This window comes from Streptomyces sp. CBMA152, from assembly GCF_014596475.1.
Taxonomy (GTDB): domain Bacteria; phylum Actinomycetota; class Actinomycetes; order Streptomycetales; family Streptomycetaceae; genus Streptomyces.
The window spans coordinates 1-13,221 of sequence record NZ_MECJ01000031.1; the positions used below are offsets into that span (position 1 = coordinate 1).

Annotated in this window: 8 protein-coding genes and 2 pseudogenes; 4 read left to right on the forward strand and 6 right to left on the reverse strand. The window is 72.1% G+C overall.

The window, feature by feature from the left end; translation table 11 throughout:
- Window positions 1-128: pseudogene (locus BG418_RS40180) on the reverse strand (ABC transporter permease); the annotation flags it as partial.
- Window positions 129-385: 257 nt separating this feature from the next.
- The gene (locus BG418_RS31270; RefSeq protein WP_188272353.1) at window positions 386-1,396 is read right to left on the reverse strand and encodes a hypothetical protein; all 1,011 of its coding nucleotides are present in this window, start codon (window positions 1,394-1,396) and stop codon (window positions 386-388) included.
- 116 nt (window positions 1,397-1,512) lie between these two features.
- Between BG418_RS31270 and BG418_RS31275 the strand changes: the two genes are divergently transcribed.
- Window positions 1,513-2,166: a TetR/AcrR family transcriptional regulator gene (locus tag BG418_RS31275; RefSeq protein WP_188272346.1), complete on the forward strand. Its 654-nt coding sequence runs from the start codon at window positions 1,513-1,515 to the stop codon at window positions 2,164-2,166.
- Window positions 2,167-2,434: 268 nt separating this feature from the next.
- Here BG418_RS31275 and BG418_RS31280 read toward each other — a convergent pair whose 3' ends face one another.
- Window positions 2,435-2,923 carry a GNAT family N-acetyltransferase gene (locus BG418_RS31280; protein ID WP_223184358.1) on the reverse strand — a complete coding sequence of 163 codons (489 nt, stop codon included), beginning with the start codon at window positions 2,921-2,923 and terminating at the stop codon, window positions 2,435-2,437.
- Between the two features lie 839 nt (window positions 2,924-3,762).
- Window positions 3,763-4,026 (reverse strand): hypothetical protein, encoded by a 264-nt coding sequence (locus tag BG418_RS31285; protein ID WP_188272348.1) that lies wholly within the window; start codon window positions 4,024-4,026, stop codon window positions 3,763-3,765.
- 132 nt (window positions 4,027-4,158) lie between these two features.
- On the opposite strand from BG418_RS31285, the gene BG418_RS31290 reads away from it, so the two are divergent.
- Window positions 4,159-5,004, forward strand: coding sequence for an NAD(P)H-binding protein (locus BG418_RS31290; RefSeq protein ID WP_188272349.1), 846 nt, complete (start codon window positions 4,159-4,161; stop codon window positions 5,002-5,004).
- 22 nt (window positions 5,005-5,026) lie between these two features.
- Here the strand turns inward: BG418_RS31290 and BG418_RS31295 are convergent, their stop codons facing one another.
- Window positions 5,027-6,079 (reverse strand): radical SAM protein, encoded by a 1,053-nt coding sequence (locus BG418_RS31295; RefSeq protein WP_188272350.1) that lies wholly within the window; start codon window positions 6,077-6,079, stop codon window positions 5,027-5,029.
- Between the two features lie 391 nt (window positions 6,080-6,470).
- Between BG418_RS31295 and BG418_RS31300 the strand changes: the two genes are divergently transcribed.
- Both BG418_RS31300 and BG418_RS40185 read left to right on the forward strand, forming a co-directional pair.
- Window positions 6,471-8,327: an ABC transporter ATP-binding protein gene (locus BG418_RS31300; RefSeq protein ID WP_188272351.1), complete on the forward strand. Its 1,857-nt coding sequence runs from the start codon at window positions 6,471-6,473 to the stop codon at window positions 8,325-8,327.
- A 289-nt stretch (window positions 8,328-8,616) separates the two neighbouring features.
- Window positions 8,617-9,849, forward strand: a pseudogene (locus tag BG418_RS40185) (ATP-binding cassette domain-containing protein); the annotation flags it as partial.
- Window positions 9,850-10,113: 264 nt separating this feature from the next.
- Here BG418_RS40185 and BG418_RS40635 read toward each other — a convergent pair.
- Window positions 10,114-12,657, reverse strand: coding sequence for a LuxR C-terminal-related transcriptional regulator (locus tag BG418_RS40635; RefSeq protein ID WP_188277428.1), 2,544 nt, complete (start codon window positions 12,655-12,657; stop codon window positions 10,114-10,116).
- Window positions 12,658-13,221 lie beyond the last annotated feature (564 nt).

Genomic DNA, 13,221 nt, shown 5'->3' on the forward strand with positions numbered 1-13,221 from the left:
ACCTTCAGGTTGACCGAGCCGATGGACAGCTGGGAGGCGAACACCTTCTTCGCCGAGGAGAAGCCCTCCATGTCGGAGATGGACTTCGTGGAGACCGTGCCGCTGATCAGCTTGGTGAAGCCGAGGTCGGGGGGGGGGGGGGGGGGGGGGGGGGGGGGGGGGGGGGGGGGGGGGGGGGGGGGGGGGGGGGGGGGGGGGGGGGGGGGGGGGGGGGGGGGGGTAGGCCTGCTGGGCTGGGCATGTTTCGTTCTCGGTGAGATTGCCTTGGTGTTCCTCAGACAGTGGCTACCCCGGGCGTGGCCCCGCTTGGTCGCGTACGTCGTGTACACCGCGACGATCACGTTTTCCACCCGGCCCATCGTGCCGGAATACTGCGCGGGGCCTGTCACCTTAGATACCGCTGCGCCACGGCCGTGAAGGCGGCCTTGGGTTCCCATTCCATGTCGGGGTAGGTCTGCCCTCGCCGCCCTTCGAGGAGTTTGACGATGCCCAGACCGGCCCTGTCCAAGTCGTCCCTGGGGTCGCCGTCCGGGCGGTGCGGGTAGCCAGGCAAGGCGAACAAGAACACGAACGCACTGTCCACGCCCTCGGTCTCGAAGATCTCCAGCAGTTCGCTCAGATAGGCGGCCTGGCCGGCCTCGTCCCGCTCGTATACGCCGTTCAGCCGTACAGGAGCCTTGGTCTCCGGGTCGTACTCGACCACTTCCAGCACCCGCCCACCGCGGTCTCCCGCGCCGCGGTAGGCCGCGGTGCCGAACCCGGTGATGGCGAGCGGCTTCGGGTCTTGGGCCAGGGTGCGCACCGCGTCCCGGAACCGGTCGGCGACCTCGGCGGAGCGGATCAGCTCGAACGTCACAATGTCGAAGGGAGTCCAGTCGACCTGCTCGAACTGGATGGACGCGTAGGTGAGCTTGCCCTGGAAGTGCTCGCGGACCGTGGCCGCAGCGTCGCGGAGGAAGGTGTTGATGCGGACACCGAGCTCGCACATTGCTTCGGCCCGCCGCTCGGGTCGGCTCATCAGCTGCGCGACCCGCTCCTCGGGACTCTCCCCGGGCAGGAACCCGCGGTTCATCACGCTCAGTTCGACCCCTGCGACGAACACGACTGCGGCCCCCTGCTGCCGGAGCCGTTCCGCTCGCTCGGCGCAGTCGCGGAAAAGCGTGAGGATCTGCTCCGGATACAGCTCCAGCGGATAGGGCGAGAACCAGACCTCCAGGCCGAGCTCGGCAGCGGCACCGGCGGCCAGCTCCAGCCGCTCCGGGTCACCGCCGATGATCTGGATCGCGTTGCAGTGCAGGTCCTCGCGGATGATGGCGAGTTCGCGCCGGACCACCGCGGGATCGAACTGCTCGCGGGATGTCTGGCCGTGCACGACGAATCCGGTGTCGTAGGTCATTCCTCTTGCTCGCATGGTGACGTCCTCTCCGTCGGTCCTGGTCGGGTCGAGGCTGACAAGAAAAGTGCGTGCACGCAAGTTTGCGTGCACGCAGTCCTGTGTGGAACGCTGACACCGTGACGACACCACCAGGGCTGCGGAAGCGAAAGAAGCAGGCCACACGCGAGGCGCTACGCGAGGCGGCCCTGCGCCTGGCCGTGGAGCGCGGACCGGACCAGGTGCGGGTCGAGGACATCGCCGAGGCGGCCGGGGTCTCGCCGCGCACCTACAACAACTACTTCGCAAGCCGCGAGCAGGCGATCGTCTCCGCTGTTACCGCGGACCGGGAGGCGCGGATCGCGGCGGCGGTCGCATCCCGGCCCGCCAGCGTGCGCCTGGCTGACGCCGTCACCGAAGCAGTGGTCGAGCAGTTCACCAACACCGGTGAGCGCGAACACAAGGCACTGCTGCTGATCACCACCCGGACCGCGCTGCGCGACGCGTTCCTCGATACCACCGCCGACATCGAGCCCCCTCTTACGGCGGTGATCGCCGAACGCCTAGGTGACGCCGGAGCGCACACAGCCCGCGTTCTCGCGGCGAGCGTGGCCGCGGCGGTTCGCATCGCATTGGAAGGCTGGCTCCAGCCGGCCGGGGGCGCAGAGGCCGCCGGGAGTTTCGGTGCCGGAGGACTGGTCGTGCCCTCCGGCTCACTGCCCGACCAACTCCGCGCAGCACTGGCCCCGCTCGCACCCGCGTTCGACGCCGCCGAGCGACGCACCCAGCCGTGAAGTCGCCCCAACTGGGGCATCCGCTGGGCAAACAGTAGATCCGGAACGTGCCGATGCACCCGGTCGTCATCATCCTCGTCAGTCGATTCAGCGCAGATGACGCCATGTCAGGTCGCGATCTACGACTGGAGTATCGGTACTCCAGTCGTAGATCGTGATCTCGCTGGCTTCGGCTGGTCAGCGGGCTCCTGAGTTGGCCGATCCAGTGCTCGGTCATCGCGCCCGGTGAGGGCCGTCGGCCGGGGACGGCCCTCACCGAAGCTATCGATCACATGGGGAGCGAGAGCAGGCGGACCTCTCCAGCGGGCCAGTTCGCACCGTCGCGCAGTGGCGTCCACATGGTCCGCAGCGGCATGATCACGGCCCCCTCGGGTTGTTCGACGTGGACGTCCCGCTCAAGGGTTCGCCAGCCGAGTTGCTGGTAGAGCGGGACGAGCGGTGGTCGACAGAAAAGAAGCCCGTGCTGTGGCCCCATCGTCCGTGCGTGGTCCAGGGCTGCCGATACGACCGACCGCGCCAGTCCGTGGCCCCGCAGATCAGGAGCGACAGCCACCCCGCCGACGCCCACCACCTGTGTGCCGACGCCGTCGATCGATATGGGAAGTTGCAACAGACCGGCGTGGGCTACGAGGCGGCCCTTGTGCCTGATGCCGAAATGATCTTTCTTGGGCAGCCATGTCAATCCGGCGTCTGCGACGCCGAACGGATCGGCACCGTCGCCGAGGATTTCGATCTGCTCGGTCTTCGTATACTCCATGAGCCGCACCACGGTTGGCGATGCGGAAGAGTGGCGATCTGTCATCTCGCCATGATCCCTTCGGGTCGGCCCCTGACCAACTGAATCAGCGGGGGTGTCCAACCGAGGTGCCCGGTCGCACTGTCGGAGGTCGGTGCGCAGACAGGTGCGGCCACCGCTGATCATCAGTGTGCGAAGACAGAAGATCACGCGATAGCCTCAGGTCACAGCGTGGACCCGGCCCACTGGCAGGGCGCATTCGCGGGCCTGATGAACCGTCACCAAGCAGTTGACCACCCGCTTCGCCACTATCGCCATCGAGGACCTCAACGTCGCCGGCATGACCCGCACCGCCCGCGGCGCCCTCGAACGCCCCGGCAAACGCGTACGCCAGAAAGCCGGCCTCAACCGCCGTTGCCGCAGCGCACCAAGCGGTTGCCCCTGGTAGAGGGGAGACCTCAAACGCCCGCCGAGCACCCAGAAGACCAGCTGGCCCCGGGCCGGACGGCAGGATGCAATGAAATGGGAAGACACCGGCCCACCAGGATCGGTGCCACCTCAGCGGAGCAATCCGCTGACGCTCTCCCCACGCGGACACGAAAAGGCAAAGCGGTCCTAGAGCCCCAGGTCACGACGGTCAGGCTCGCGCAGGAGTGACCAGCTCGGCGAGTTGATGGCGATGGTGGAGCCGCCCGGCGCGCGCGAGCCCTGCCATCGGTGTTGCTTGCCGGGGGCGAGCACTGGTCGCGCAGCACCGCGGCGGCATCGGGAACGGAGGAGCGCTCGGACGGGACGGTCATGGGGCCAGTACTGCGTGCCGGGCGACAGCCCGGCGAGGTCACACGGACGGGCTTAGCCGGTCATGCCGAGGGCGGTGTCCGGGCGGCAGAAGCCGCAGGTGCGACGCCGTCGGCGAGGGCCTGGCGGGCGGTTTCGCGGTCGACGGCGCGCATGCGGCCGGCTTTGTGGAGCAGCCACCACTGACCAGTGCCGTTCTGCAGGCAGAAGAACGACTGCCACTGCCCGGCCTGCTGCCCGTTATTGCCAGCTACCCAGCACCTTTCGTAGATGGCATACGGGCCGTACACCCCCGCAAGGCGTGCCTGCGTGGATACGGCAGTCACCTGGGGTACCACCGCCGTGGCTTGAGAGCCTGCGGCCGATCGCGACCTCGGTGACGACCGCCGGGACCAGCACCCGTGCCCGGCAGGGCGGTGTCCGCGGAATATCCCGGGCGCCGGCCCGTTGAGCTGATCATGAACAGGATTCTGGTGACCGGCGCGACCGGCAACGTGGGCGGTGAGGTGGCCGCGCAGCTCGCGGCCGAGGGGATCGGCGTACGGGCGTTGACGCGTCGGCCGCAACCGGCCGGGGCACTGAACGGCGCCGAGGTCGCGACGGGGGACCTGGCGCAGCCGGAGTCGCTGGAGGCGGCGTTGGCGGAGATCGACACGGTGTTCCTGATCTGGCCGTTCCTCAGCACCGAGGGCGCGCCCGCCGTGCTGGAGGCGATCGGACGGCAGGCGCACCGGATCGTCTACCTCTCGTCGTCGGGCGTACGCGAGGACGCCGACCGGCAGAGCGACCCCATCAACCAACTGCACGCCGACATGGAGGCCTTGATCGAGGGGTCCGGGCTGGAGTGGGCCGTCCTGCGGTCGAACACGATCGCCTCCAACACGCTCGGCTGGGCCGCGCAGATCCGGGACACCGGTGTGGTGCGCGGCCCCGACATCGCGCCCACCGCCGTGGTCCACGAGCGCGATGTCGCGGCGGTGGCGGTACGGGTGCTGGCCGATCCCCGGCAGGTGGCGGTGAAGCACGTCCTGACCGGCCCGGAGGTCGTGAGCAGGGCCGAGCAGGTACGGGCGATCGGCGAGGCGATCGGACGCCCGCTGCGTTTCGAGGAGGTGCCCGTGCAGGTCGCCCGGGAGCGGATGCTCGCGGACGGCCGACCGCCCGCCCTGGTGGAGGCCCTGCTGGCGAGCGCCGAGAAGCGGTCGCGGTCGGACCTGGTCACCGGCACGGTGGAGGAGATCACCGGGAAGCCCGCACGCTCGTTCCGTAGCTGGGCGGACGACCACGCCGACGACTTCCGCTGACCACGGAAGTGGCCGACCGCACTCACCCGTGCCGGCCGGCCACCGGCACATGGACCGGGCGGGCCCCGATGCGCTCAAGCACCTCGGGCGAGCCGAACCGCAGGTCGATGCGGCGCACCGCCTCGGCCCAGTCGGCGCGCGTGCGTATGGCGTTGAGGCAGTCGACCACGTACGGGTCGTCCCAGCGCGCCAGGGAGCGCCGCCACAGCACGAGCGGGTCCTCGGTGAGCAGGCTGCCCACCGTGCCCTCGTAGATCGGCATGGCGCGCACCTCGCCGTCCGGCTCGATCTCCATGGGGCGGAAGGTCGGGGTGCGTGCGAGGAAGTCCGGGTTCATCTGGACCTCGAAGTTCTCGGTGGTCTCCACGGCGACCGACGCGGGTGCGGCCGCCTGGAGCCGGCGCCGGGTCTCGGGCGCGATCAGCTCGGCCACCTGCTCGTCGCGCAGCAGCTCGTGCTCGACGAAGGACGGGCGGCTGGCGAGCCCAGTGGGCACCACCGCCCCGAAGTACAGGGTCTCCAGATGCGGGAAGCGTGGTGCCACCTCCGCGCACATCCGGTCCAGCTCGTCGAAGTTGCTGCGGATCACTACGTAGTCGATGCCGAAGCGCGGCGCCGGGAGCCCCGCCGCGAGCCTGCGCCCCACCTCCGCGTCGATCCGGGCCAGCGCGCCGGTCGCCCGCTCGAAGGAACGCGCGCGCCCCCGTATCCGGTCGTGGGTCGCGGCCGTCGCTCCGTCGAGGCTCACCACGATCTTGGACACCGTCCCGGCCAGTGCCTCGACCGTCGCCGTCGGCACCGCCCAGCCGCTGGTGTAGACGAAGACCACCAGCCCGGCGTCCGCGAAGTGCCGGGCGACGTCCACGATCCGTTTGATGGTCAGCGGCTCACCTCCGCACAGGGTGATCTGCTGCGGCTTCAGCGAGAGGATCGCGTCCGCGACCCGCATCATCTCGTCGTGGCTGAGGTTCTTCGCCGGGCGCCGCCCCGACTCCGTATAGCAGTGGTAGCAGCGCAGCGGGCAGGCGAACGTGACGTCCCAGATGATGGCGTTGGGGTTCTCGACGGTGTCCATGGGCGTACCTCCAGGCCGCGGGGGGCGACACGCGTCGCCGGATCCGCACGCTACGAACGCCCGGCCTGCCTGTCGTCCGTGGCGAAGTACGCAATGCGCGCGGGCGCGTACGTACGCACGGGGGATACGTACGCAACCCGCGCGTCCCCAACTGCGTAGCGGTGGCTTCGAGTTACGTAGTGGAATACGGATCTGCCCGCCCCGGTCCAGCGGCTAGCTTCCTCTTCTGTGACCCAGAGCACGGAGGAGGTGAGCCTCATGATGTATCCGCCCCCGACCGTCGGTACCGGTCGCTAACGCGAAGGCGGTGGCCGCTTCCGTTCCGGAGCGGCCACCGCACCCGTCGGCCGGGAGGGTCGGCGAACCCCGTCCGGCGGAGGGTGAACCGGTCATGAAGGTCGACAGCAGGGGCAACAACGAGAGCGAGAAGAATGGTGAGCGGGCCGTCAGTGATGTCCTGCTCCTGGTCCGGCAGTTGCCGCGGATCGCCAAGGGGCTGACCTTCGCGCTCGGCGTGCTCGTCGTCGGGCAGGCCGCGGGCGGTGCGCTGCTGCCGCTGGCCACCGGGCGGCTGGTGGCCGCGCTGACGGAGGCCTCCAAGTCGATGCACGGTGTGACCGTCGGGCTCGTGCTGCTGGGCGTGGTGCTCTTCCTCGACGTCGTGCTCGACCCGATCCGCACGATGCTCGCCTGGCGCCTCGGTACCGCGCTCGACGGCGCGACGGCCCAGACCACGGTCGACGGCGCCCTGCGTCCGGCCCGGATCGGCCACTTGGACGACGCGGAGGTGGCCGACCGCATCGAGCGCGCCCGAGCCGTCGGCCTTGGCGCGCACCCCCCGGGGCAGGCGGTCACCGCGCTCGCCGGGCTCGTACCGCTGCGGCTGACCGGACTGGTGTCGGCCGTGCTGCTCGGCTGGGCCGGGCAGTGGTGGATGCCGGTCGTCCTGGGCTCCGCCTGGGTGGTCACCGGGCGCTGGCAGGAGAAGGAGATCGGGCGGTCGGTCTCCGCGCACGCGGGCGAGACCGCGCAGCTGCGCCGCGCCGCCTATCTGCGCGAAGTCGCCACCACGGCGCCCGCCGCCAAGGAGGTGCGCCTGTTCGGCCTGCGCTCCTGGCTGGTCGAGCGGTTCACCACGGCCTGGTGGGACGGCATGGTGCAGATGCGCCGGGCCAGGGTCAGCCCGCACCGCCACGCCCTGGCGATCCTGCTGCTCCTCGCCGCGCACCTCGCGGTAGTACTCCCGCTGGTCCACCAGGCCACCCACGGCGACCGGTCCGTGGAGCAACTGACCGTCGCCCTCCAGGCGTTGCTCGGCCTGTTCGCGCTCGGCTTCAGCGGGGACCTCCAGTGGATGCTGCACACGGCGAGCGCCGCGGTCCCGGCCGCGATGGCGGTCGGTGAACTGGAGACGGCCGGGGAGACGGGACGGCTCGGCTCGGCCGGGCTGCCGCGGCGGGAGATCCGCTTCGAGAAGGTCTGCTTCGCCTATCCCGGCGGCCGCGGCCAGGTCCTCGACGGCCTCGACCTGGTCCTCCCGGCCGGCTCCTCGCTGGCGATCGTCGGGGACAACGGCGCGGGCAAGAGCACCCTCACCAAACTCCTCGCCGGGCTCTATCTGCCCGACAGCGGCCGCATCACCGTCGACGGCCAGGACCTGCGCGCCCACGACCCCGAGAACTGGCGCCGCCAACTCGCCGTGGTCTTCCAGGACTTCGTCCGCTATCCGTTCTCCGTACGCGACAACATCGGCTTCGGCCGGATCGAGGCGGACGCCGACGACGAGGCGCTCACCGAGGCCACCCGGCTCGGCGGCTTCCTCGGAGTGGAGGCCGAACTGCCGGGCGGCTGGGACACCTTGCTCAGCGGTGCCTACACCGACGGCACCGAACTGTCCGGCGGGCAGTGGCAGCGGTTGGCGCTGAGCCGGGCCCTGTACGCGGTCCGGCACGGCGCCCGGGTGCTCGTCCTCGACGAACCCACCGCCCACCTCGACGTCCAGGCGGAACACGAGTTGTACGCCCGCTTCCTGGACATCACCGCCGGGCTGACCACCGTCCTCGTCTCGCACCGGTTCGCCACCGTACGCCTCGCGGACCGCATCGCCGTCGTCGAGGAGGGCCGGATCGGCGAGTACGGCACGCACGACGAACTGGTGGCCGCCGGAGGCCGATACGCACGGATGTTCCGCGTGCAGTCGCAGCCCTTCATCGAGCAGGGCGTACGGGAAGGAAGCAGCCGTGCGTAAGAGCCTCGCCGCTGTCCGACTCCTGATCGGGACCGCTGTCAGGGCCGATCCCCGGCGCGCCCTGGTGGTCCTGACCCTTTCCCCGCTGCTCAATGTGGTGGCGGCGCTCCAGGCGGTGGGCCTCCAGTGGATGGTCGACGGCGCGAGCGGCCACGACCGCACCGAGGCGGTGCGCGGTGGGCTGCTGCTGCTCGGGGTCACCGTCTTCGTGCATCAGGCCGCCGCGATCGCCACCGATCTGCGGCTGGTGCTCCAGCACCGCGTCGGCCTCGAATTCGACCGCAGGCTGATGAACCTGTGCTCGGCTCCGCCGCACATCGGGCACTACCAGGACCCCGAGTTCCTCGACAGCGCCGAGGTGGTGCGCCAGCGGCGCGGGGAGTTCGGCACCGCGCTGGCCGCGCTGGTGGAGAACGCGAACCTGGTGGCGCGGTTCCTGGGCGCCCTCGTCCTGCTCGCGGGCGCGCATCCGCTGCTCGCGCTGCTGCCGTTGACGATCGTGCCACTGGCCGCGGCCAACCGCTGGCAGGCACGCCTCGTCGCCGGGGCCGAGCGGGCGGGCGCCGAGGCCGACCGCCGCCGCAGGGCCGTGTTCTCGCTGGCCACCGACCCGGCACCGGCCCGCGAGGTGCGGCTGTACCGGCTTGCCGGTGAGCTCTCGGCGCGCCACCGGGACGCCTTCCTCGCGGCGAGCGGCCCGCGCGAGGCGGCCCGCGCCAGGGGCGCGGTCGCGGTCGCGGCGGGGTGGCTGGTGTTCGCGGCGGCGCTCATCGCAGGGCTCTATCTGATCTCGCGAGCGGTGGTCGACGGAACCGGTTCGGCGGGCCAGGCGGTGCTGGTCCTCCTGCTGAGCACGCGGCTGGTCGGGGCGACCACCGGCCTCGGCTGGCTGATCGGCTGGCTGCGCCGCTCGCTCGACACGGTCGCGCTGTATCTGCGGCTGGTCGACCACGCGCGGGGGAGCGGGGCACGGCAGGACACCGCGCGGCCGGACCACGTACGGGAGTCCGGCGGCGAACTCGTCCTGGAAGGCGTCTCGTTCACGTATCCCGGCCGTACGGAACCGGCGCTCGGGCCCGTCGACCTGACCCTGTCCGCCGGGACCACCGTCGCCGTGGTCGGCGACAACGGGGCGGGCAAGTCCACGCTGATCGCGCTGCTCGCCGGGCTGCAACCGGTGTCGGCCGGGCGGATCACGTTCGGCGGCGAGGACCTGGCCGGGATCCCCGCGCAGGAGTGGTCGGCGCGGATCACGGCCTGCTTCCAGGACTTCTGCCGGTTCGAGCTGCTCGCCCGGGAGACGGTCGGGCTCGGTGAGGTCGGGGCTCTGGGCGACGAGGCGGCGGTGTGGGCCGCCCTGGAGTCGGCGGGGGCCGCCGACGTGGTGGCGGGGCTGAGCCGGGGTCTTGACACCCAGCTCGGCCGGACTTTCCCCGACGGCACGGACCTGTCGGCGGGACAGTGGCAGAAGCTGGCGCTGGCCCGCGCCCGGATGCGGACCCGGCCCGCCCTCGTCCTCCTCGACGAGCCCGCCGCCAGCCTCGACCCGGACAGCGAGGCCGAGTTGCTCGGCACGTATCTGCGGGCGGGCGTGTCCGGCCCGGCGACGATCACCGTGATCGTGTCGCACCGGTTCACCACCGTGCGCGAGGCGGACCTGATCGTCGTCCTGGACAACGGCCGGATCGTCGAACAGGGCACGCACACGGGCCTGTTGGCGCGTGGCGGCCGCTACGCGGACATGTACGCGCTCCACGCCGCCGCGTACACCTCGGCCCCCGCCGCCTCAGCCGCGCAGCACGGGCGGCAGGTCGCGGCGGGAGTGCACGCCGAGCTTGCGGTAGATCCGGGTGAGGTGGCTCTCGACGGTACGGACGGACACCGCGAGCCGGTGGGAGATCGCCCGGTCGGACAGGCCACCGGCGGCCAGTGAGGCGATCTCCACCTCGCGGGTGGTGAGCGCGACCGGCTGGGCGGGCGGCGGAGCCACCCCGAGCCGCTCGCGCAGCCGGCCCACCAGCACCACGGCGTCGCCCCGGCGGCTGCCGCCCTGCTGCTGGAGCGTGGCGGCCGCGCGCTCCGCGAGCCGCCACGCCTGCGTGCTCAGGCCGAGCGCGTCGAGGCGTACGGCGTGGTCGAGCAGTTCCGTACCGGCGCCGCGGGCCAGGGCGAGCACGGCCTCCGCGCCCGTGACGAGCCGGGGCGCGTCGACGTGGCGGACGACCTCGGCCAGCCGGTCGAGGACGGCGGGTGGCGGTCCGGCGGGGTCCAGCCACGCCGCACAGGTCAGGTACTCGGCCTCCACCGCCCAGCACCCGGCCTCCCGCGCCGCGTCCACGGCGGCCCGCATCGAGCCCGCCGCGCCCGCCGAGTCGCCGCGCGCGGCCGCGATCACCGCGGCCGCCCGGTGAACCTGGCCGGGAACCACCGCCACCCGGTCCGCCCAGCAGGGGGCGATGGCCTGCTGGGCGCAGTCGGGGCGCTGCTCCTCGGCCAGGCAGACGGCGAGCCAGCTGGAAGCCTCGGTCAGGAACAGGCGCGGGCCGCCGGCCTGTTGGACAACCGCCTCGCGCAGCTGTGCCATCGCGTCCGTACGGCGGCCGCGCACCCACTGGAGGTAGCCGCCGAGCAGCGCCCCCTCCCCGCCGGGCGCCACGCCTTGGACCGCCCGGCGGCCGATGGGTCTGCACAGGTCGGAGGCGGGCCACAGCTGCGCGAAGGCGCGCAGCGAGGGGGCGAGATCGGGCAGGTAGGACGGCAGGGCCCGGTCCGGGGACGGGTCCTCGGCCAGTGTCGCGGCGTCCGCCGTACGCCCGGTGAGGGCGAGGGAGGCGGCGAGCGCCAGACGGGCGGCGGCCACTCCCGGTCCGTGGGAGGCCTCGTGCAGGACCCGCTCGGCCAGCCGCGCCGCCGCGCCGGTGCGGCCGCCGAAGAGCAGGACCAGGGCATGGACGCCGTCCAGCGCGGCCTGTGCGGTGGGCGCCGTCGTCTCGGCGCGCAGGGCGACGAGTTCGTCGGCGGCGCCCGCCGGGTCGCGGTCGGCCCAGCAGCGGTGGGCGGCGAGTGCCGTGGCGAGCCGCAGCCGGCCGCTGGGTGTGGTCGCCGCCTCACGCGTCCGCTCCAGCACCTTGCGGGCCTGCGCGGCGTCCCCGAGCTCGACCAGTGCGTGCGCCAGCGGTACGGCGGCGGCGCTGGAGCGTTCGAGCGCCCGGAGAGCGAAGCGGCAGGCCAGCTCGGGGTCTTGGCGGCAAATCGTTTCCGCGGCCCGGATCAGCAGCGCCGAGTCGACCGGGCCGTGGGCGTCGAGCTGCCAGCGGGCCCGGGTCACCGGGTCGGGGCCGCTGGGGGTGCAGGCGTCGAGCAGGGCCGCGGCGAGCCGTCGGCGCCGCAGCCGGGGCAGTCGGTGACGCAGCGCCGCGCCCAGCATCGGCTGGCCGAGCCGGACCAGGATCTGCCCGCCGGTCTCCACCGTGCACAGCAGGCCCTGCTCCTCCAGGCTCTCCACGACGTCCGGGGCGACTGCCTCCAGCACGGGCAGGGAGAGCGGCTCGCCCAGGGCGACCGCCGCCAGGGCGTCCTGGTGGCGCGGGTCGAGCCCGCGCAGCTCGCGCTCGAACAGCTCGGCCAGCCGGGGCGGCACGGTCAGCGGACCCCGCCACCACCACACGCCGCCCCCGCTGACCAGGCGGCGCGTGGCACGGCCGTGGCGGACCAGTTCGGTGAGAAAGAGCGGATTCCCGCCGGTCCATTGGTGGAGCAGGTCGACCGTGGGCCGGGCGCCGGCGCCTTCCATCAGCGCGTGCACGAGCCGGCCCGTGTCGGCGAGGCCGAACGGCGCGATGTCGAAGCGCTCCAGATAGCTGTCCTTCCAGAGCGCGACCACGGCGTCGGAGGCGGGCAGCCCCGACTGCGCGGAGACGACGAGGCGCAGATTCCCGTCACCGGCCAGGCTCAGCGTCAGGGCGGCGGAGGCGTCGTCGAGGTGGTGGACGTCGTCGATGACCAGCACCGGGGTGCGCCGGCCCGCGCGGCGGGCGAGCTCGGTGCGCAGCAGACCGTACGCCTGGCCGTGGTCGAGGCGTCCGCCGACCCCGAGCAGCCCGCGGAAGACCCCGAACGGAAGCTGGCGGCTCGCCTCGGTGGCGGCCGTCCAGACGACTTCGAAGCGCGAGACGCCGAGTTGTGCGGTGACGGCCGTGAGCAGGGCCGTCCTGCCGACACCGGCGGGCCCGACGACCGCGGCCCCTTTCCTGGCCAGGACGGCCCCCAGCACCTGTTTCCGCTCCTGCTCCCTGGCGACGAACGTCCCCGGTACCAGGTCGTACGGCATCGTTCCCCCCGCGCAGGCCATCGGGCTGCCCGCGTACAACAAGCTCCCGCATGGAGCGGGGATACCGCGTTTTCCGGCTTCCCTTTGGCCGGAACTGTGTCGGGAAGGTCGGATTCCGGTCCCTCGCGCTTGTCGGAGGGGCACCCTGTGTACACCTCGATCCGGCCCTCGGCGGGCACCCGCCGAGGGCCGGATCCAGGTCACCAGCCCGACTTGCGCACCCCGGGCAGGAGCCTGGCGTGGGCCTGGGTGCGGACATTGATCCGGGGGAGGCCGAACGTGCCCCCTTCGCGGGCCTGGCGGCCGCGCTGGACCCGCGCGTGGTCGACCGACTGCCTGGCCCGGTTGTCCGACGTGGGCCCACCGCTTCGTGCCGTAGCCGTGATTGAACGGCAGGTTGCGGATGATCTCGAACCGGTCCGGATGCCCGATCAGGATCCGGTGGATGTCCAGGGAGCAACCCTTGACCGGTGCTCGGGCGGCCAACGGGCAGCGGTATAGCGGTAGTTCATGATGCTGGAGACGTTCACCCCGACGTCGTCGGCGAACCGCCGCATGGTCTCT